The following is a 20378-nucleotide window of genomic DNA, read 5'->3' on the forward strand; positions in this document are numbered from 1 at the left end:
TACAGAGGTGGCTGAGCGATGTCATAGCGATTTTCAAAATTCGGTGAATGGCGGGGGACGAGATTTCAGCTCCCGGTCCTCTCGACCCGTTCACGTTCCGTCATTGCGATCGCCAACAATTTCCGAAAGCGGGGATCCTCGCGGATGTTGTCGAGGTCGGAATCATTGTCGAACCATTTGATATGATAGACGGAGCTGTGCGGCAGCAGCTTCTCGAGCAGGTCGATTGCTCGGTCGGTATCGCCGAGGACGGAATAGACGCAGGCAAGATTGTACTGGGCGACAATGTCGTCGGGATCGATGGCGATCGCCCGGGCGGCCCAGTCGCGCGCCCGCTTCGCATCGCCGAGATGGGCAAGCGCCAGCGCGCCGCGATGGGCCGGGCCGGAGTTTTCGGGATTGAGATTCAGCGCACGTTCGGCGCGCAGCAGGCCGAGTCGTGCCCAGTTTTCCGTATCCACCGGACGGCCGAGGGAGCGGTAGGCCGACATCAGATGGATCGGCGAGACGTAGTCGTCAGGGCGGATTTCGGCGGCGCGGGTGAAATATTGAACGGATTTGGCAAAGTTGCCGCGCATGAAGAAGAACCGGGCGTAATGAAAATTCGCCTCGAAAAGGTTCGGGTCGAGCGTGAGGGCACGTTCGAAGGCAGCCGCCGCACGATCATCGAGACCGCTCTGATGCAGGGCCAAGCCATGCGAGGCGTGGGCCTCGGGAAGATCGGGGTCGAGCTGAAGGGCCCGTGCGCTCATATCGAGAATGCGCCTCAGCGGCACATCGTCGGGCGCCCAGTCGCGGATCGCAGCGTCGCAATCGGCGATGCCGGCATAGGCCCGGGCATAATCGGGGTCAAGTTCTACCGCCTTGCAGAACATGCGCCTTGCGAGCTCGAGGTAGGATTTTGTCCAGGTGTGGGAGAGCTGGCGACCCCTGAGATAATAGGTATAAGCCTCGACATTGGCCGTCGGTTCGTTGGCGATTGCCTTCTTCTCCTCCGGCAGCAGGCGCACCTTCAGCTGACTGACGATCGCCTGTGTGATCTCGTCCTGGATGGCAAAGATGTCGGTAAGGTCGCGGTCGTAACGTTCGGCCCAGAGATGGTCGCCATTGGCAGTGTCGATCAGCTGGCCGGAGATGCGTACGCGCTTGTCGAAGATCCGTACGCTTCCTTCGAGCACATAGCGCACACCGAGTTCCTGGGCGAGGCGCTTCAACTTCACCGATATGCCCTTGTAGGTAAAGATGGTGTTGCGCGGCACGACGTGCAGGCTCGAGATCTTGGAAAGATCGGTGATGATGTCTTCGGTGATGCCATCGGAAAAATAATCCTGATCGGCGTCACCGCTCATATTTGTGAAGGGCAGCACGGCAATGAAGCAGGTATTGCGGTTCTCAGCCACCAGCCTGGTGGAGGAGGGCGGCGCCAAGGTGACGGTGTAGACCTGAACGGGCTGCCTGATATTCTTCAGCATGTGCTCGCCGATGAACTCGAAGCCGAGATTGAGGCGCGAGCCGACCTGGTCGCGCACGGAGGCCGACACGGCGATGCCGCCCGGTGCTGCGATACGCTCAAGCCTTGCGGCAAGATTGACGCCGTCGCCGAATATGTCGCCGTTCTCGACCACGACATCGCCGAGATTGATGCCGATGCGGAATTCAACGCGCTCGTCCTTCGGCACGTTCTCGTTGCGGGCCGACATGCTGCGCTGTATTTCGGCAGCGCAGGCGACGGCATTCACCACGCTCTGGAATTCGGCAAGGATGCCATCGCCGGTGAGTTTGACGATCCGGCCCTTGTAGTCGGAAATCCGAACGTCAATCAGCTCGCAGCGATGGCGGTTCAGCGCCTGCAAGGTGCCTGACTCATCCATGCCCATCAGTCGGCTGTAGCCGACGACATCCGCAGCGAGAATAGCGCTCAGTCGTCGTTCCATGACCCCTCCCATGGATCTTCCCAGGATAGTCTAGCTTTTTCTAGAGTTTTTGTCGCGTAGAGTCGTCCCCGAAAACAAGTTCGGGCGGCTTCGACGTTTTGACGCGGCAGCGCGACCATATATCGTCGCGGTTCTTCATCAATACTCTAAAGGGGTGAAGCATAGAACTGATCGCTAATCCTTTGTGGTGAAGAGGCCGTTCCCGTTGAGGAAAGCGACATTATTGTCCGGATCGATGTTTCCCGGTCGGCAGCTTCGATCCAGCGTCCTTGCTCCTCTCTGTTCGCTCAGGCATTGTTGCTGCATGAGGAGAATTTGCATTTTGCTGCTGGCGTTCTGGCCGGGTTGCGTCCTGGCGGACCAAGCCTTCTTTCCGGCGAAGTCGGGCGATGCCGCCGCACCGGTGCTGACGGTCTATTCCTCGCTCGACGAGCCGTTGGCGCAGCCGATGATCCGGGGTTTCCAGGAGGCCAATCCTGACGTCGCGGTCAAATACGAGGACATGCTGACCGGCGAAATCTACGACCGAATTGTCGGGGAGACGGATGCCGGCGAGAAGACGGCGGATTTTGCCTTTTCCTCGGCGATGGACCTGCAGGTGAAGCTTTCCAACGACGGCTATGCGCAGGTCAGCAATCTGCCGATGAGTGCGGCCTGGCCGAAATGGGCGAACTGGCGCAACACCGCCTATGCGCTGACCTTCGAGCCGGCGGTATTCGTCTATCACAAGCCGAGCTTTGCGCACGAGCCGGTGCCGAGCTCGCGGGCGGAATTCGTGGACTATCTGAAGCGCAAGGGCAATGCGGTCTATGGCCGGATCAGCACCTACGATATCGAGCGATCGGGCGTCGGCTTTCTTTTCATGGCGCGCGACCAGGAGCAATTCGGCGACATCTGGTCGGTGATCGGCGCGATGGGCGCGGCCGGCGTCAAGCTCTACTCGACGAGCTCGGCGATCCTCGAACGCGTCGCCGACGGGCGCTTCGTGCTCGGCTATAATATTCTCGGTTCCTACGCCGCCGACTGGGCTTCGCGGCACCCCGATGTCGGCATCGTGCTGCCGAAGGACTATACGGTGGTGATGTCGCGCATCGGGCTGGTGCCGCAGGCTGCAGCCGAGCCGGAGCTCGGCCGCCGCTACCTTGCCTTTTTTATGTCGAAGGAGGGCCAGACGATCATGGCGCGCGAGCTGCAGATCCCGGCCGTCAGCCCGGAGGTGGCGGGGGAGAACACTGCCAATACGCTGCAGGAACTGCTCGGCGCCCAACTTCGGCCGGTGCCGGTCAGTCCCGGGCTGATGGTCTATCTCGATCAGGTAAAGCGTGCGCGGCTGATCGCGCACTGGAACGAGGTTCTGCGGGCACAGTGAAGAAGGCCAGCTTTTGGCCCGTTCATGACCTCAATATCTGTTACACCTCGGCGGGCTGCTGGCCCAATTACGGCAAAAAAGCGGCTTCTCCTTCTGGATATCTGGCCGATGTCAGCTAGATGACAGGTTGTTGTGGTGGCTTTGGCTACTTCTTCTCCGTGGAGGCGGAGAATTGAAGTTTGGGAGGCATTCCGCTCGTCATTCAGGACAACTGCGTCCGCTGGCCGGCCACCCCTTCCGATTCACTCGAGAATAACAGGCGGTTCGCTCAACCGCCCACGGAGGACACATCGTGAAGCATACGTTCATCGCAACCATTCTTGCAGCCGCCATCGCGCTGCCGGCCTATGCTGCCGACTACACCATCATCGCGCCGGCCGCTCCCGGCGGCGGCTGGGACCAGACGGCCCGTTCCCTGCAGGCTGCGCTGCAGCAGGAGAAGATCGCCGGCAACGTACAGGTCCAGAACGTCCCCGGCGCTGGCGGTACCATCGGCCTTGCGCAGTTTGCCAGCCAGGCTGCCGGCAATCCGAATTCGCTGATCGTCGGCGGCTATGTCATGGTCGGCGCCATCCTCACCAACAAGTCGCCGGTGACACTTAAGGACGTGACGCCGATCGCCCGTCTGACCGGCGAATATGAAGCCATCGTCGTTCCTGCCTCGTCCGATATCAAGACGATGGCCGATCTGGTCGCGGCGCTGAAGAAGGATCCGGGTTCGGTTTCCTGGGGCGGCGGCTCGGCCGGCGGCACCGACCACATCACCGCTGGCCTGATCGCCAAGGCTTCCGGCGTCGACCCGACGAAGATCAACTATGTCGCCTTCTCCGGCGGCGGTGAAGCGCTCGCAGCCATTCTCGGCAACCAGGTCACAGCAGGCGTTTCGAGCTACAGCGAGTTCGAATCGCAGGTGAAGGCAGGCATGCTGCGTCTCCTCGCCGTCTCCAGCGACAAGCGTATCGACGGCGTCGACGCCCCGACGCTGAAGGAGGCCGGCACCGACGTCAGCATCCAGAACTGGCGCATGGTCGCCGCAGCCCCTGGCCTGTCGGACGACGAAGTTGCCAAGATCACCGCCGATTTCGAGAAGCTGCACAGCTCTGCCACCTGGCAGGAAACGCTGAAGACCAAAGGCTGGGCCGACACCTATCTGTCCGGCGACGCCTTCAAGGCGCAGCTCGAAAAGGACGTCTCCGCCACAGAGGGCATTCTTAAAGAGATCGGACTTGTTCAATGAGCGAGGATAAGACCTCCTCGGCAACCGAGCGTCGCCCTGATCGGGCGGCGTTCATCATTGCCGTTTTTCTCTTCGCCATCGCCGGTGTGATGGCCTGGGATGCAACGCATCTGAAAACGATCGCACAGTACGCCCGCATCGGTCCGGCGACGGTGCCTGAGGTTGTGGCGTTCGGGCTCTTCTGTCTTGGCGTCTGGACTGCCGCCGAAGCTTGGCGCGGCGAGTTTCCGGAACGAGAAAAGCAAGAAGTGGCGCCCGTCATCTGGATCGTCGCGGGTCTTGCCTGCCAGATGCTGCTTCTGCGCGTTGCCGGCTTCTCGATTGCGACCGGTATTCTGTTTGCACTGACCGCACGCGGCTTCGGCAAACGCAAGCTCTGGATCTCGCTGCCGATCGGCATCGTTTTCAGCTTCATCGTCTGGGCGATCTTCTCGCAGCTCCTGCAGCTGACGCTGCCGGCCGGCCCGCTCGAACATCTGTTCTTCTGACAGCGCGGGACGCGCTGTCAGCTCTTTTGATTTTTCGCGGCGACCGATTGCGAATGCACGGACGGGAACGCCGCCTGGGACACCAAGATGAGCACATTCGAATTCCTATGGCAGGGTATCCTGGTTGCGATGCAGCCGATGAACCTGGTTTATGCGCTGGTCGGCGTGACGCTCGGCACGGCCGTCGGCGTGTTGCCCGGCATTGGCCCGGCGCTCACTGTGGCGCTGCTGCTGCCGGCCACCTACAAGCTCGATCCGGGCGGCTCGCTGATCATGTTCGCCGGCATCTATTACGGCGGCATGTATGGCGGTTCGACGACGTCGATCCTGCTCAACACGCCGGGTGAAAGCGCATCGATCGTCACCGCGCTCGAAGGCAACAAGATGGCGCGGGCCGGGCGCGGCGGACCCGCATTGGCGACGGCAGCGATCGGCTCCTTCGTCGCCGGCCTCATCGCCACGCTCGGGCTCGCCTTCATCGCGCCCTACATCGTCAAGCTGGCGCTGGTCTTTGGGCCGCGCGAATATTTCGCGCTGATGGTGCTCGCCTTCGTCACCGTCTCCTCGGCCTTCGGAGATTCGGCGCTTCGAGGCCTGACCGCGCTGTTCATCGGTTTCGCGCTCGCCATGGTCGGCATTGACCAGCAGACGGGGCAGGCCAGGCTTTCCTTCGGCATCCCCGACCTGCTCGACGGCGTCGAAGTGACGACGCTGGCGGTGGCGATGTTCGCGATCGGCGAGACGCTCTATATAGCAGCGCAGGGCAACCGGGTCGCGGAGCAGGTGGAGGCGGTCAAGGGTTCGCTCTGGATGAATGCACAGGACTGGTCGCGCTCCTGGAAGCCCTGGCTTCGCGGCACGCTGATCGGTTTCCCGATCGGCGCGATGCCGGCGGGCGGCGCTGAAATCGGTACGTTCCTGTCCTACTCGACCGAAAAGCGGCTGGCGAAGAACCCGGAAGAATTCGGCCATGGCGCGATCGAAGGCGTGGCCGGACCGGAGGCGGCGAATAATGCGTCAGCCGCCGGCACGCTGGTGCCTCTCCTGACCCTAGGCCTGCCGACGACGGCGACGGCGGCGATCATGCTCGCCGGCTTCCAGCAATACGGGCTGCAGCCGGGGCCGCTCCTGTTTGCCACCAATCCGCAGCTCGTCTGGGGACTGATCGCCAGCCTGCTCATCGCCAATGCGATGCTGCTCGTCCTCAACCTGCCGATGATCGGGCTCTGGGTGCGGCTGCTGACCATTCCGAAGCCATGGCTCTATGCCGGCATCCTGCTGTTTGCGACGCTCGGAACGATCGGCGCCAACCCTTCCGTGTTCGAGCTCGGCATGCTGCTCGCCTTCGGCCTGCTCGGCTATGTGATGCGGCTCTTCGGCTATCCGATCGCACCTGCCGTCGTCGGCCTCATCCTCGGGCCATTGGCCGAGCAGCAGCTGCGCCGCGCGCTGGCGATCAGCCAGGGCGACGTGACGACGCTGGTGATGTCACCGATCGCGGCAGGCCTTCTCATCGTTGCGGCGGCTGCCTTCCTGATCCCGCTGATCCTGCGCATCCGCGGTCGGGGCCAGGTGCTGTCGCAGCTGGCGGCAAACGAAGACTAGAAGAAAAAGACAACCTTACCCTGCCTGGAGGCCGGCCATGGTACCATGCGCCGGCCTCTTCTTTTTGCATGGCTGCGGTGATTTTCCGTGCATTGTAGATGTGACAGCGCACCGCCATCTATGAGTGGTCAATCATAAAGCAAGAGGAACAGGACAATGTCCGCCATCCGCAATTCAGTCCACGCCGGCTTCCTGGGCCGTGCATTTGCTGCACTGAGCGCCGCCAACGCCGTCAGCGCCGCTGTCGAAGCCGGCCGTCGTCCGCGCGCCCACGACCTCAAGGAGCTTGGCATTGATCCGGCTTCGTTCGCTCAGGTCATCCGCTAAGCCGCTCAAGGCATGCAGGAATGAAACAGCCCGCAACCGGATGGTCGCGGGCTTTATTTATGTCGGAGTAGCCGCAACGCTGAGGCGCGTTGCGACCCGTAATTGTCTGCCACGTCAGACGTGCAGTTCCTCCCGCCGGCCGGCGTGATCTTCTGCCCGCTCGCGCCTGTTGTAGCGAATGGACGACCAGAGCGACAGGCCGATCAGTGCCGCGCCGCCGAGACCGGTGATCACTTCGGGAATATGCACCAAGGTTTGCGCATACATGATCACTGCGAGGATTAGGATGGCGTAGAAGGCGCCATGTTCGAGGTAGCGGTATTCGGCAAGCGTACCCTTCTCGACCAGCATGATGGTCATCGAGCGCACATACATGGCGCCGATGCCGAGGCCGATTGCGATGACGAAGAGGTTCTGCGTCAAGGCGAAGGCGCCGATGACGCCGTCGAAGGAGAAGCTGGCATCCAGTACCTCCAGATAGATGAAGGCGCCGAGGCCGCCCTTGGCGGCAGCGCTCATCGTCTGCTGCGACGCATCGAGCAGTTCGCCGACGACCTCGACGGCTAGGAAGGTGAGCAGGCCGTAGATGGCGCAATGGACGAAGATGCTGGCTTCCTCGCCGCCGATCAGCCAGGAGAAGACAAGCATCAGCGCCAGCACGAAAGCGATCTCGATGCCCCTGATTGTGGCCGAGCGCGCCATCACCTTTTCAAGGCCGCGAAGCCAATGGATCGTCTTCTCATGGTCGAAGAAATAGCTGAGGCCGACCATCATCAGGAAGGTGCCGCCGAAGGCTGCGATCGGCAGATGCGCATCGTTCATGATGCGAGCATATTCCTCGGGCTCGCGGGCGGCGAGCACCAGAGCGTCCCAGGGGCCGATCCGTGCCGCGATCGCGACGATCGCCAACGGAAAGACGATGCGCATTCCGAAGACGGCAATGATGATGCCCCAGGTGAGGAATCGTTTCTGCCAGACCGGCGTCATCTCCTTCAGCTTGTTGGCATTGACGATGGCATTATCGAAGGAGAGCGAGATCTCCAGCACCGCAAGCACGGTGCAGATGAAGAAGACGGTCGCCATGCCGCCGGTCGTGCCGGTCGTCTGCCAACCAAGCACGGCGCCGAGAACAAGGCCGAGAGCCGTGACGATGAACGCCCAGCGGAAATAGCCGAGCGAGGATTTAGTGGTCTGGGGCTGGTTCATGGCCGCACCTCGCGGCCGCACAGCTTGTTGGAGAGGGTGGAGATTTTGTCAAAACGCCGCATGCCACAACGGGCATGCTGACGAGGCATGGTGAGCTTTTTCATCGATGAAAAATCCGCCGGCTGAGTTGCAGGCGGTACCGACATCACGAGAGCGCCGTAAAAACTCTCGCCAGAGGGGCCCGGCACCAATGTTTCCCGTAGCCGATGTCTGGAAGGCTGCGGGATGGGCCTTAGGTAATCTACTTCCCAAACCAGTCAAGGCCAAACGCCCCACGGAAAACCGCATAATTTCGGGAACCATCCGCGCCTCCCCTCGTTAAACCCTGGTTGAGCTGAAAAGGACGCCGATGATGCACACTTCGACCCATATTCCCGACAAACGCACAGAGGCATCCGACCGCATGAAGCGGGCAAAGCCGAACCGCATGCAGAAGGCACAGGTGCTGCCGCCGCATCACGTCGATCTGACGCTGACGCCCGGCGTCTATCACGACATTCACGTGCCGGCACATGTGAGCGGTGCGGACCTCTCCAAAGGAGGCCCCGACATCAAAGCTCATACGAGAACGAAGAAATAGCGGCTCCGAGGGCTTTTCGGCGCGCTGACAGTTGATTTGAAACACAGGGTGAGAAGCACATGACAATGAACTTTGTGCCCCGGGATATTGTTATCCGGCACGAAAATGAATGGCAGGCCATCCGCGAGGGGGCGGACAACCGCATCGAGATCGGTAAACGCAAACAGCCGATCGGTTCCCCCATCAGCGGCGCCGCATCGGCCGGAAAAAACGAGTCTTCAGCTCAACGTCCGGACTAGGCGAAAGACAAACCTCTGGAGATAGGCGCCCGGCGATGCCGGGCGTTTTGTCGTCTAGCGCATCGGCCCGCGTCAAAGATAACGGCCCTCGCCAACCTTTCGGAAAGGATTGGGCAGCGATAATCCCGGCCTCACGGGATTCGGAAAGATGGCCAAGACAGCGACACGCGGCCGCCGCAAGGCGCCGGCGAGAGGAAAGAGCAGAGCACGCAGCAGTGGCGGATTGCTGCCCTGGGCGGTGATCGCCATTGCCGCGGTCGGCGGCATCGTGGCTCACGACAATTGGAAGAGCCTTCAGCCGCTGCTTGAACGGCAGTCGACGCCGATCGTACGCGAAATGGCGGAGCCGAGACCTGTCGCCAGGAAGGATGTGCCGCCGAAGCAGGTGGCGCTTGCCGCACCGACGCCGAGAGCCGCGCCGACGACGCTACAGGCGCCGCCGCTGCCGCCGGCCGCAATCCCGACGCCGGCCATCCAGGCGATCAAGGCGGTGCCGGCCCCGGCCTCTCCCGGAGCTCAGCAGACGGCGACGGGCGCCTTCGGCTATTGCGGGCAGGGCGCGCACATCAATTGCGTCGGCGACGGCGGCGTTTTCTGGTACAAGGGCGAAAAGATCGTCATTGCCGATATGGCAAGCCCGGTGGCCGACCAGGCGCGCTGCGATGACGAACGCAGGGTGGCCTTTGCCGCGAAGCTGCGCCTGCTGGCGCTTCTGAACGCCGGCCCGTTCACCATCGATGCGGCCGGAAAGACGGAGTCCCCAGGCGCGCCGCGGATCGTCTCGCGCGACGGACGCTCTTTTGGCGCACAGCTGATCAAGGAAGGGCTGGCGCGCAAGCCGGGGGCTGCCGGCGGCGCGTGGTGTGCCGCCTGACGGCAGCTATTTTCCCTTTTTCACCAGCTTGCCGCCGGTACGGAAGCTGCCGGTGAAGGAGGAGTCCTTGCTTTCGGCGGTACATTCGATCGCGATCGGCTTGCCGGCGTAGGGATTGCCGAAGGTGCAGAAACCGGCGACCTTGACCTGGCCGGTCATCTTGTTGCCGACGCCCGTCGTGACGAGGCTCAGCGGCAGGCGAGCATTGCCGTTGGAGGCCGGCTTGATGCCGCTGCCATCGCCCTGGAAACCGAGCGCCTTTCCATCTGAAGTGAAGATGAAGGTCACCGAGCCGTTGGCCAGGGTGACGCTGGCAAGCTCGTTTTTGCAGCCCTTCGTGGCGTCGAACTTGGCGACAACCAGTTTGGCGCATTTGCCGGAAAGCGTAATGACGCCGGGCGCGCCGGGAAATGTCTCTGGCGGGGAGGCGGGCGCAGCAGCGGCTGGCAAGGCGAGGACCGCGGCAACAAGGCCGGCGGCGACAAGCGCGGATAATTTCATTTCGATCTCAAATCCCATGTCCTGGCGAGGCGAATCACCGCTTCATCCTAGCATGGCTCTGTGTCCGGATTTGGTTCCGCTACCGCTGCAGCACAAAGATAGTACTGGCGGCCGGCCGTGCTTAGAGCATCCTTTTGCGTCCGATAGGACGCACGGCGCTATAATGGCGGCGCTGGTCGAGCGCCTGCCGCTTTGGATGCACGTCTGCTCAAGGGGAATGGGCCCAGGCAGGGAAGTCCAGGCCCATTCTTTCCCGATCGGAGGTCAGTCGGATCAGGAATGAATAGCTGCCGGTCGGACCGGCAGCCTTGATTAGAACGCGCGCTGCAGGCGGAAGTAGCCCGAGGTCACGTCGTCGGCATTGTCCGGATCGAGGTACTGAACAGAAACCTTTGCCGAGAAGTTGTCGACGATCTGGTAATCGATCGTGACGCCGGCCTTCCAGGCGCTGACGTCGTCGTTGAACTCGCCGGCGGTGACGCCGTAGTTGTCGTAATACTGAACAGCCGGGGTGATCTTCAGCTTGTCAGTCGCCTTGATGGCGTATTCGGCAGCGATCGCCCATTCAGCCTTGTTGTAGTAGGCGTTCGGGTTGGATGCGTAGACAACTGCGAGGCCGAGCGTGCCCGGACCAACAGCAACCGTACCCATGGCGCGGACGGCGCCTTCTTCGTTGTCGGTGTCGTAACCGGCAGTGATCTGGTAGCTGAAGATACCGGCCTTGCCGCCGAGACCGACTGCAACGCCGACGTTGTTAGCGGTTTCGCCGTTGTAGAACGGGCTGTCTTCCAGCTCGTCGACGCTGATGCCGGCGTAGAAGGCGTCGGTTTCGTACTGATAGCGGAGCGAGTTGTGCAGCGTGACCGGAGAGCCGATATCGTCGGTTTCGCCGGAGAGGCCGTCGTCCCACCAGCTGTAGAACAGACCAGCGCGGAAGCCGGCGATGTCGATGTAAGCGGAGTCGAGCTGGGCCTTCTGGGCCGAAGCGTTGTCAGCGTTGAACTGCATGACGATGACGCCGGTCAGCGGACCATATTCGGTGTCGCTCTTGGCCGTGAATTGAACCTGGCCTCGCGTACGGGCGTCCCAATCCGAGTCGTTGGCGACAGAACCGCCGCCGCCGGCGCCGATCGAGCTGGCGTTCGGAGCAACGTCCACCTGGAAACGGATGTAACCGTTGATCTTCAGGCAGGTTTCGGTGCCCGGGATAAAGAAGTAGCCGGTGCCGTAAGCGTCGCAGACGCGGACGTATTCAACCGGTTCCGGCTCGGCAGCAACGATAGCGTCGGCGGCCTGAGCGCCGGATACTGCTGCGAGGGCAGCAGCGGAGCCGAGAAGAAGGCTCTTGATGTTCATGAAATAACCTCCAGTTCAGATGCAGAAGGATGAAGACCGTTGCCATCGGCAGTCCCTACATGTCTTCACCCCGTGTGATCGAAGCGGCACCTTTTTGGCAAGGTGTCTGCCTCGCCGCGGAAGTTACATAGGGGTTGTTGCGCTGCAATGTGATTATCGATCATGATAACAGGCTTCACAGCTATGTTGCTGAAATAACACGCTTTTTGTCACAAACTCGTCATCTGTTTGTCACAAAAATCATACTTTTGGATTGCGAACAACGAGTGGCTGAGCACTCAGCAATTGTATGCAATTATTGCTCGAATGAGCGCGTCCTCATATGAGGGCGCGCCGCGGCCGCCATCTGCATGCAGCCCTGTGGGGCAAGGACAGTGGTCAACCATCCATGCTCTGCAAATCACTCCAGAATAGCTTCCTTGCGCGCCACATTGCCGCTCACGTCGATGTCGCTGCCCAACATCGCGCTGCCGGACAGATCAACGCCGTAGTCCAGGAGGTTCTGCCGTGTCAGATGGAGTATTACCCGGCCAGCCTGCTCGACCGGCCTTCCTCGCAGGTGAGATACGACATATTCGGCAGTGACGGGGTAGCGTCCCTGGGGAAGGCTGACACCTTTTGCCAGCGAAATCTTGTCGTTGGACACGACGAGAGTTTTGCGTCGTTTAATGACCTGCGCCACGGTGAGAACTCCTATTGGCAGGTCTATCGAACCTGCGGGCCACTATGCAAAAAAGGCCTCTCGATTTCTCGAAAGGCCTTTGCTTTTCAGCGAATTAGGATGGTGGGCGTGACAGGGATTGAACCTGTGACCCCTACGATGTCAACGTAGTGCTCTCCCGCTGAGCTACACGCCCATCCGATGGCGGCGCATAGATCACAAAACCTTTGGAGCCGTCAATAGGCTTTTTTCAGTTTTGTGACGCGCCGCCCGACAAGCCTTACGCGGCAAGCATTTTATTGACCTCATCGACGAGATCGCGCAGGTGGAAAGGCTTGGAAAGGACCTTGGCATCCTTCGGCGCCTTCGAATCGGGGTTCAGCGCCACGGCGGCAAATCCGGTGATGAACATCACCTTCAGGTCGGGGTCGAGTTCGGTGGCGCGGCGAGCCAGCTCGATGCCATCCATTTCGGGCATGACGATATCGGTCAGGAGCAGAGAGAACGGCTCCTCGCGCAGGCGGTCATAGGCGCTGGCGCCGTTGTCGTAAGAAAGGACCTTGTAGCCGGCCTTTTCCAGCGCTTTCACCAGGAAACGGCGCATGTCATTGTCGTCTTCGGCGAGAAGTATCTTCTGAGTCATCAATCCAGACCGCTAATCAATAGGTTTTGGGTGGGCTGCCAGCCGTTTACACTAGTCTTTGTCCGGTAAACAACCGGTGAATTGCCTATGCGCGACCGCCATCCCTCCTACATAGTATGGACTTGCGGCCGGGCAACTGGCAACATGGGCGAAGCAGTCAGTTCATGACATGGTAAAGAGGGCCAGAAGTGCCGGAAATCCGCGAATACGAGCTTTTTGAGGTTCATGAGCCCGTGTCGCAGACCATCCCTTTCGTCTACAACTCCCCCCATAGTGGCCGCGTTTATCCACCGGAATTCATCGCGCAGTCGAGGCTGGAAGGCATAGCGATCCGCCGTTCCGAGGACCATTACGTCGACGAGCTGTTCGGCTCGGCCGTCGAACTCGGCGCGCCACTGCTCGCCGCCAATTTTCCGCGGGCCTATCTCGACGTCAATCGTGAGCCCTACGAGCTTGATCCAAGGATGTTCGACGGGCTGCTGCCGCCCTATGCCAATGTCAATTCGCTGAGGGTCGCCGGCGGGCTTGGAACCATTCCGCGCATCGTTGCCGAGAACATGGAGATCTATGCACGGCGGCTGCCGGTGCAGGAGGGGCTCGATCGGGTCGAGGCAGTCTACAAGCCTTACCACGCGGCGCTGCGACGGCTGATCGCCCGCACCCATGTGCAGTTCGGCTTCGGCGTTCTGATCGACTGCCACTCGATGCCCGGCAATGTTCGGGTCGCGGGCTGCACCGGGCGGCCCGATTTCATCATCGGCGATCGCTACGGCACCAGCGCTTCGGCCGAACTTTCGCGCGCCGCCATCGCCATCCTCGAGGAAATGGGCTTTGCTGCGATCCGTAACAAGCCTTACGCCGGCGGCTTCATCACCGAACATTACGGCCGTCCCTCGCGCGGTCTGCACGCGCTGCAGATCGAAGTGAACCGGGCGATCTATGTCGACGAGGTGACGCTGGAGAAGCGCGAGGATTTCGCCGCGGTGGCCGACGCCGTCGCGGCCTTCATGCGGCAGATGGCGGATCATGTCGAAAAATTCGCCGGCGATCGGGCGTTGGCCGCCGAGTAAACCTGCAATTTCCTGATCTCGGCTTGCCTCCCCAGGCCAAAAAAAACCGCGCTTGTCAGCGCGGCTAAGTCTAGGGAGGAAACACCCAAGGAGGGTATTTACAGTCAGAAGACTGTAATGACGACGCTACTATTGCGTTGCACAAATGTCAAGCAATATATTGCGCTGCGATATCTTTGGGCAATCCGCCCGAAGTTGCCCTCGTCGTTTGCATTCCCGCTCGTTTTCGCTATGAAAGCGCATTCCCGCCAGCCAAACGGTGTCACCATGCTTCCTGACCGTTCATTCTTCAATCGTCTGGCGGAGGTCGCCCGCGCCGAGACGCTGCCGCGCTTCCGCTCCGGCCTCGATGTCACGAACAAGCTTTCTTCCGGCTTCGATCCGGTGACGGAAGGCGATCGGGCGGCCGAGCTCGCAATCCGGGCGCTGATCGAGGAGAATTTCCCCGACCACGGCATTCTCGGCGAGGAGCATGGCGATGTCGGGCTCGACCGGGACTATGTCTGGGTGATCGATCCGATCGACGGCACGCGCGCCTTCATATCGGGCGTGCCGGTCTGGGGAACGCTGATCGGTCTGCAGAGGCAAGGCCGGGCGATCATGGGCATGATCGAGCAGCCCTTTACCGGCGAACGTTATTTTGCCGACGAGAACGGCTCGATCTATATCGGGCCAGAGGGTGAGCGACGGCTGGTGACCCGCCAGTGCGAGGCACTTTCGAGCGCCATCCTGTTCACGACCTCGCCACATCTCTTCACCGGCGGCGAGATGGAGAAATACCGGGAGATCGAGGCGCAGGTGCGGCTCTTCCGCTATGGATGCGACTGTTATGCCTATGCGCTGCTTGCCGCCGGTCATATCGATCTCGTCATCGAAAACGGGCTGAAGCCCTATGACGTCGGCGGCATTATTCCGGTCATCGAGGGGGCGGGCGGCATCATCACCACCTGGGACGGCGGACGGCCGGAAAATGGCGGCTCGATCATCGCCGCGGGCAGCCGCGCGGTCTATGAGCAGGCAATCGCCATCCTGCAGCGCTGAAGCCGGGCTCGGCAAAGCCGATGCCCCGGGTCGGAAAGGCCGATGCCAGTCAGCTAGGTTGCCCCGGCTTATGTGCCGAGGGCGGCGACATCACGGTTTTCTTCGGCATCGCTGCCGGGAATGAAGGCGTGGAAGGCGGCCAGCGCCGCGGCGCGATAGATATCCCGTTCCTGGAAGATCTCATGGCGGGCGCCGTTGATCGGCACCAGCTGGCCGGCGCGGAAATAACGCGAGAGCCGCTCCTGCGCCGTGTAGGGCACGACGCCGTCTCGTGTCGGGGCGATGACGATGGTCGGAATGGTGATCGAGAAGAGATGGTTGGGCGAGGTGACCCGGTCCATGGTCCGGAAGGCTTCGGTCAGCCAGCGGGCCGTCGGCGGCCCGAGCGTCAGTTCCGGATGAGCCTTCATCATCGCAACATTGCGCTCGAAGCGTGTTTCGTCCGAGGTCAACGGATTGTCGCGGAAATCGGGCTCCTTCAGCTTCGAGGTCAGCGGCATGAAGCCGAGGCCGCTGGCGGTCAGCGCGCCGGCGAGGGCGCGGATGACGCGGGGCGAGGCCGACTGGCCGGTCAGGCCGATAAAGGGAGCCGATAGCACCATGCGATCGATGCGGGTGGTGAGATAGGGGGCGGCCGATAGCGCGATCAGTCCGCCGGTGGAATGACCGAGCAGGTAGAAGGGCAGGCGGGTATCCGGCAGCACTATCTTTTCGAGGAAGGTGTCGAGGTCGCGCTCGTAATCGGAAAAGCGGCGGATATGGCCGTGATTGCGGCGCGTCAGGAGCCGCGACGAACCACCCTGGCCACGAAGGTCGAAGGTCGCGACCCAGAGGCCCTTGCCTGTCAGGTCGCGGATCGTCTCGAAATATTTTTCGATATATTCGTTGCGGCCATGGATGATGACGACCGTGCCCTTGGCGACCTGGCCACCGGAGCGGAAAACGGCGTAACGCAACCGGTGGCCGTCATGGGTTTCAAAGAACCCTTCGGTGCGGTTTTCCGGGGCGGGATTATCGGGCGTCGAATAGAGAACCTGATCCATGACTTACCAATGCGCCGCTGCTGAATGCTTCCCTATCACGGATAGCGCATGGCGCCCGGCTTGGAAAGCAGGGGAAAAGGGCCGGCGGGAGCGCGAGGGCGCTCGCGGCCGGCCCAAGTTTAGACTGAAGAAGAAGGGACGATGCACTTCAGCCATCGGGGCCAGTGTCACCCGACATCGTCATTTCTACACAGGCATGTCTGAACGCCTTCCGAACCGGCCGTTCACGCGGGGTTCACGGCTGGTCGAGGTGATTTCGAAAAGGTCTTGAACTCCTCGAATCGCATCACCATCTCCATTCTGCGGGTGCCAAAAGGGCCCGCGCAACCGTCCCGAGACTGCCAAGATGGGGTTTCAGGGGCATTTACCGCAACACGTCGCTTCCCTAGGAGGACATCATGCGTCACGTAGACTTCTCTCCCCTCTATCGTTCGACAGTCGGTTTCGACCGGCTCTTCACCATGCTCGACAGCCTTGCTCAGCCGGAGCAGGCGCAGACCTATCCGCCCTATAATATCGAGCGCACCGGTGAAAACACCTATCGCATCACCATGGCGGTCGCCGGTTTCGACGAGACCGAGCTTTCGATCGAAGCTCATGCCCATGTGCTGTCCGTGAAGGGTGAAAAGAACGAGGAAACCGCCGAAGGCGGCGAATTCCTCTATCGCGGCATTGCCAAGCGCGCCTTCGAGCGCCGCTTCCAGCTCGCCGATCATGTCGAGGTGTCAGCCGCTTCGCTGAAGAACGGCCTGCTTCACATCGACCTTCTGCGCAACATTCCCGAGGCCATGAAGCCCCGCAAGATCGCGATTGCCGCCGAGCCGGTCGAGGCTCCGAAGGCGATCGAGGCGCAGGTCATTAACGGTTAACAGCTGTCCCTCTGGGACACCGGACGGCGCCCCGATCGGGGCGCCTTTTTTGTTGCCGTTCATCTTATTGTTCAGGCCGGGCTTGCGGCATCCTTCATCTGCTGTTCCGTTACGCGCCGGGCTGCTGCGGCGGCATATTTCTGGGCGATGACGGCGCAGACCATCAGCTGGATCTGGTGGAAGAGCATCAAGGGAAGCACGATCGCGCCAATCGACTGGCCGGCGAAGATGACGTTTGCCATCGGCACGCCGCTTGCCAGGCTCTTCTTCGAGCCGCAGAAGGTGATGGTGATCTCGTCGGCCTTGTCGAAGCCCAGCCAGCGGCTACCGAACATCGTCAAAACAAGGACAAAGGCCAGAAGCACGACGTCGGCGACGACGACGACGGCGATGTCGGCAATCGAGAAAGTGTGCCACAGTCCTTCGACGACCGCCGTCGAGAAGGCAAGATAGACCACCATCAGGATCGAGCCGCGGTCGACCGGCATCAGGATCTTCTTCTTGGCGCGAATCCAATCGCCGATCCAGGGCTGCAGGATCTGGCCAGCGATAAAGGGGGCAAGCAACTGCAGCAGGATCTGCTGAAGCGCATCGAAGGAGAAGCCGCCATGGCCGCCGACGGAAAAGAGCAGGCCGACCAGCAGCGGCGTCAGGAACATGCCAAAAATGTTCGAGGCCGAGGCCGAGCAGATCGCGGCGGGCACGTTGCCGCCCGCCATCGAGGTGAAGGCGATCGACGACTGCACCGTCGACGGTAGCACGCAGAGGAAGAGAATGCCGAGATAAAGCGGCCGTGGCAGGATCGTGTCGGGGATGAAGCCGAGCCCAAGCCCGAGCAGTGGGAAGATGCCGAAGGTCGTCAGCAGGATGATCAGATGCAGCCGCCAGTGCAGCAGACCAGCGATGACGACGTCACGGGAAAGGCGCGCGCCGTGCAGGAAAAACAGCGCCGCGATGGCAAGATCGGTGGCGATGCCGAAATAATCCGCAAAACTGCCGCTCGCCGGAAAAAGGGAGGCGAGGATGACGGCGCAGACGAGCAGGATCGTGAATGTATCGGGCAGAAAGCGGCGCATCGCGGTCTCGCAGCAATAAAGTAACCATTGTTCTGTCCTCCATTATGATCCAGGATGCAAGAAATAACAGTTATTGAGATTCTGGATTTCCTATGCTCGACCTCTCGCAGTTGCGCAGTTTCGTCGCCGTCGAACAGATGGGCAGCTTCACCCTTGCCGCGGAAAGGCTGGGCCTCGGGCAATCGACGGTCAGCCAGCATATCCAGCGGCTGGAGGCGGCACTCGGACGCAAGCTGCTCGCGCGCGACACGCACAAGGTGATGCTCACCGGTGATGGCGAGGCGCTGCTTTCGCGTGCGCGCGCCATGCTTTCGATCGAGGGGCAAGTGCAGGCGCTGTTCAAGAGCACCAGCCTGCGCGGCAGCCTCCGGCTGGGCGTGTCGGAGGATTTCGTCACCAGCCAGCTACCTGCGGTGCTGGAGGATTTCGTTCGGTTGCATCCGTCTGTGGACCTGGAGCTGACCGTGGCGCTCTCCGGCGTTCTTTACGAAATGCAGGACAATGGCGAAATCGATCTGGTGCTTGCCAAGCGCCGACTTGGCGATGGGCGCGGAAAGCTGGTCTATCGCGAGCCGCTCGTCTGGCTGGCGCGCGATCCTGAACGAGTACTCGCCTCCGGCCCGCTGCCGCTGATCGCATTTCCGCCACCGAGCGTCACGCGGGCGATCGCCCTGGAAGCGCTCGGGCGCAATGGCGTGCCGTGGCGAATCGTCTGCACTTGCGGCAGCCTGAGCGGGCTGACGGCAGCAGCGCGGGCGGGAATGGGTGTGCTGGTGCAGCCGCGCAGTATGGCTCCCGCCGGACTGAAAGAGATCGCCGCGGGGAAACTGCCGGTGCTCGAGGACGTGGAATTCGTCTTGGTGCCGCGCAAGGGCGCGGATCAGGTGCTGGTCGCGGCGCTGTCCGACGATATTCTGCAAAAAGTAAGGGGGCTGAGGTCCGCATGACCCGTCGCCGTCACCGGTCGGCAAGCCCTACCGATCGGCGCTCAGGCAGCCAGACACCTCAGGAAACCATCCACGTCGGCTTCTGTGGTTGCGAAGCTGGTGACAAGGCGGATCAGGGTTTCGCTTTCGGAAACGAGTTCCGAGGTTGCCGCAGGCACAGGCCATTCGTAGAATTTCGCGCCTTTTTCCTCTGCGGTTCTTGCAGCACTCTTGCTGATGACGGCAAAGACCTCGTTGGAAGCGGTCGGCCAGGCGAGGCGCCCGGCGCTGCTGGCGGCAATTCCGGCGCGCAACCGGTCGGCAGCGGCGTTCGAATGGCGGGCGAGATCGAGCCAGAGACCGTTTTCGAAATAGGCGTCGAACTGGGCAGCAATGAAACGCGACTTGGAGAAAAGCTGGGCGGCGCGCTTGCGAATGAAGGGCATTTCCTTTGCCTGATCCGGATTGAAGAAGATGATCGCTTCCGCGCACCAGCAGCCGTTCTTGGTACCGCCGAAGGACAGCATGTCGACGCCGCGTTTCCAGGTCATCTCCGCCGGCGCGGCGCCGAGCGCGATCAGCGCATTGGCGAAGCGGGCGCCATCCATGTGGAGCGGCAGGTTGCGCTTCCTCGATATTGCGGCAATCTCGCCGATCTCCGGCAGGGAATAGACGGTGCCGATCTCGGTCGCCTGGGTAATGGTCACAGCACTGGCCCGGCCCTGACGGAGGGCGTCCTCGGGGAAGTGGGCGATCTTTGCCGAAAGCTTCGCCGGATCAATCTTGCCGGCTTCACCGTCGACGGCCACGAGGCGGGCGGAGCCGGAGAAGAATTCCGGCGCGCCGCATTCATCCTCGATCACGTGCGCTTCCGAATGGCAGAAGGTAATCCCGCCGGGACGCTGAACGCTCGCCAGCGCCAGGGAGTTGGCGGCCGTGCCGGTGGCGACGAAGAAAACGGAAACCTCACGTTCGAAGATCTGGGAGAAACGAGCCTCGACCTTTTTGTCGAGGTCGCCGGCGCCATAGGCCGGAGCAAATCCGGCCGATTCCCTCAGCAGGCGTTCGGCAATGGATCGGTGGGCGCCGGCCCAATTATCGGAAGCAAAGAACATAGCGGAGACCTGGGGAGTGGAAGGAGCTGGGAGGTTCGCAGCGGACCTTACGCCAAAGCTTCACGGGATCAAGGTTGGCGGCGCTGACACATCACGAAAATTGAAGTACGCAATTAATAAAAATAATCAGGCTTCGTAGCGTAATTTTATTTCGCTGCTTGGGTTTTTCTGGCAATCTTCCGTCTCAAAATGACGATTTTTGGCGCGACGCTCTTGCG

The 20378-nt window shown here is 61.3% G+C and carries 21 protein-coding genes and 1 tRNA gene; 12 read left to right on the top strand and 10 right to left on the bottom strand.

All coding sequences use genetic code 11. The features are described 5' to 3' along the window. Nucleotides 1-65: 65 nt before the first annotated feature. The gene (locus tag PH551_RS07905; RefSeq protein WP_097597240.1) at nt 66-1934 is read right to left on the bottom strand and encodes a TPR end-of-group domain-containing protein; all 1869 of its coding nucleotides are present in this window, start codon (nt 1932-1934) and stop codon (nt 66-68) included. A gap of 322 nt (nt 1935-2256) precedes the next feature. Between PH551_RS07905 and PH551_RS07910 the strand changes: the two genes are divergently transcribed. The 5 genes from PH551_RS07910 to PH551_RS07930 all read left to right on the top strand — a co-directional run bounded on the left by PH551_RS07910 (nt 2257) and on the right by PH551_RS07930 (nt 6960). Next, nucleotides 2257-3303 carry an ABC transporter substrate-binding protein gene (locus PH551_RS07910; protein WP_285192542.1) on the top strand — a complete coding sequence of 349 codons (1047 nt, stop codon included), beginning with the start codon at nt 2257-2259 and terminating at the stop codon, nt 3301-3303. Nucleotides 3304-3595: 292 nt separating this feature from the next. Then, entirely contained in the window at nt 3596-4540 is a 945-nt protein-coding gene (locus PH551_RS07915) for a Bug family tripartite tricarboxylate transporter substrate binding protein (protein WP_020922265.1), read from the top strand. Continuing rightward, complete coding sequence (locus PH551_RS07920; RefSeq protein ID WP_285192543.1) at nt 4537-5028, top strand: tripartite tricarboxylate transporter TctB family protein; 492 nt, start codon at nt 4537-4539, stop codon at nt 5026-5028. The genes PH551_RS07915 and PH551_RS07920 overlap by 4 nt, the downstream gene beginning before the upstream one ends. Nucleotides 5029-5115: 87 nt before the next feature. Next, nucleotides 5116-6633 (top strand): tripartite tricarboxylate transporter permease, encoded by a 1518-nt coding sequence (locus PH551_RS07925; RefSeq protein WP_011426797.1) that lies wholly within the window; start codon nt 5116-5118, stop codon nt 6631-6633. A 156-nt stretch (nt 6634-6789) separates the two neighbouring features. Beyond that, complete coding sequence (locus PH551_RS07930) at nt 6790-6960, top strand: hypothetical protein (protein ID WP_285192544.1); 171 nt, start codon at nt 6790-6792, stop codon at nt 6958-6960. Between the two features lie 114 nt (nt 6961-7074). Here PH551_RS07930 and PH551_RS07935 read toward each other — a convergent pair whose 3' ends face one another. After that, a complete protein-coding gene (locus PH551_RS07935) occupies nt 7075-8166 on the bottom strand; it encodes a DUF475 domain-containing protein (protein WP_285192545.1) in 1092 nt (363 codons plus the stop codon). Between the two features lie 349 nt (nt 8167-8515). On the opposite strand from PH551_RS07935, the gene PH551_RS07940 reads away from it, so the two are divergent. The 3 genes from PH551_RS07940 to PH551_RS07950 all read left to right on the top strand — a co-directional run bounded on the left by PH551_RS07940 (nt 8516) and on the right by PH551_RS07950 (nt 9859). Next, entirely contained in the window at nt 8516-8746 is a 231-nt protein-coding gene (locus PH551_RS07940; protein WP_285192546.1) for a hypothetical protein, read from the top strand. A gap of 59 nt (nt 8747-8805) precedes the next feature. Next, on the top strand, nt 8806-8985 hold the full coding sequence (locus tag PH551_RS07945) for a hypothetical protein (protein WP_085779457.1): 180 nt from the start codon (nt 8806-8808) through the stop codon (nt 8983-8985). 148 nt (nt 8986-9133) lie between these two features. Continuing rightward, entirely contained in the window at nt 9134-9859 is a 726-nt protein-coding gene (locus PH551_RS07950) for a hypothetical protein (protein WP_285192547.1), read from the top strand. 6 nt (nt 9860-9865) lie between these two features. Here the strand turns inward: PH551_RS07950 and PH551_RS07955 are convergent, their stop codons facing one another. From PH551_RS07955 to cpdR1, 5 genes are all read right to left on the bottom strand, one after another. Continuing rightward, the gene (locus tag PH551_RS07955) at nt 9866-10360 is read right to left on the bottom strand and encodes a hypothetical protein (protein ID WP_183698729.1); all 495 of its coding nucleotides are present in this window, start codon (nt 10358-10360) and stop codon (nt 9866-9868) included. A 312-nt stretch (nt 10361-10672) separates the two neighbouring features. Further along, nucleotides 10673-11716, bottom strand: coding sequence for a porin (locus tag PH551_RS07960; RefSeq protein WP_285192548.1), 1044 nt, complete (start codon nt 11714-11716; stop codon nt 10673-10675). A gap of 400 nt (nt 11717-12116) precedes the next feature. Next, nucleotides 12117-12398, bottom strand: a complete 282-nt coding sequence (locus tag PH551_RS07965) for a hypothetical protein (protein ID WP_085779454.1) — start codon at nt 12396-12398, stop codon at nt 12117-12119. Nucleotides 12399-12498: 100 nt separating this feature from the next. After that, nucleotides 12499-12573, bottom strand: a tRNA-Val gene (locus PH551_RS07970). Nucleotides 12574-12657: 84 nt separating this feature from the next. Further along, a complete protein-coding gene (gene cpdR1, locus PH551_RS07975; RefSeq protein WP_003542883.1) occupies nt 12658-13020 on the bottom strand; it encodes a response regulator CpdR1 in 363 nt (120 codons plus the stop codon). A 188-nt stretch (nt 13021-13208) separates the two neighbouring features. On the opposite strand from cpdR1, the gene PH551_RS07980 reads away from it, so the two are divergent. Together PH551_RS07980 and hisN are read left to right on the top strand one after the other, a co-directional pair. Further along, the gene (locus PH551_RS07980) at nt 13209-14090 is read left to right on the top strand and encodes an N-formylglutamate amidohydrolase (protein ID WP_085779417.1); all 882 of its coding nucleotides are present in this window, start codon (nt 13209-13211) and stop codon (nt 14088-14090) included. 267 nt (nt 14091-14357) lie between these two features. After that, nucleotides 14358-15131, top strand: a complete 774-nt coding sequence (gene hisN, locus PH551_RS07985; protein ID WP_085780191.1) for a histidinol-phosphatase — start codon at nt 14358-14360, stop codon at nt 15129-15131. Nucleotides 15132-15199: 68 nt separating this feature from the next. Here the strand turns inward: hisN and PH551_RS07990 are convergent, their stop codons facing one another. Further along, nucleotides 15200-16174 (bottom strand): alpha/beta fold hydrolase, encoded by a 975-nt coding sequence (locus PH551_RS07990; RefSeq protein ID WP_285192553.1) that lies wholly within the window; start codon nt 16172-16174, stop codon nt 15200-15202. 398 nt (nt 16175-16572) lie between these two features. On the opposite strand from PH551_RS07990, the gene PH551_RS07995 reads away from it, so the two are divergent. Next, entirely contained in the window at nt 16573-17043 is a 471-nt protein-coding gene (locus PH551_RS07995) for an Hsp20 family protein (protein ID WP_097597249.1), read from the top strand. Between the two features lie 71 nt (nt 17044-17114). Here the strand turns inward: PH551_RS07995 and PH551_RS08000 are convergent, their stop codons facing one another. Continuing rightward, on the bottom strand, nt 17115-18119 hold the full coding sequence (locus tag PH551_RS08000; RefSeq protein WP_285192554.1) for a bile acid:sodium symporter family protein: 1005 nt from the start codon (nt 18117-18119) through the stop codon (nt 17115-17117). A 92-nt stretch (nt 18120-18211) separates the two neighbouring features. Here PH551_RS08000 and PH551_RS08005 point away from each other — a divergent pair, with 92 nt between their 5' ends. Next, nucleotides 18212-19066 (top strand): LysR substrate-binding domain-containing protein, encoded by an 855-nt coding sequence (locus PH551_RS08005; protein WP_097597251.1) that lies wholly within the window; start codon nt 18212-18214, stop codon nt 19064-19066. A gap of 41 nt (nt 19067-19107) precedes the next feature. Here the strand turns inward: PH551_RS08005 and PH551_RS08010 are convergent, their stop codons facing one another. Continuing rightward, nucleotides 19108-20160: a threonine aldolase family protein gene (locus tag PH551_RS08010; protein WP_285192555.1), complete on the bottom strand. Its 1053-nt coding sequence runs from the start codon at nt 20158-20160 to the stop codon at nt 19108-19110. Nucleotides 20161-20378 lie beyond the last annotated feature (218 nt).

The sequence above is a fragment of the Rhizobium atlanticum genome (assembly GCF_030182485.1).
In the GTDB taxonomy this organism is placed as follows: domain Bacteria; phylum Pseudomonadota; class Alphaproteobacteria; order Rhizobiales; family Rhizobiaceae; genus Rhizobium.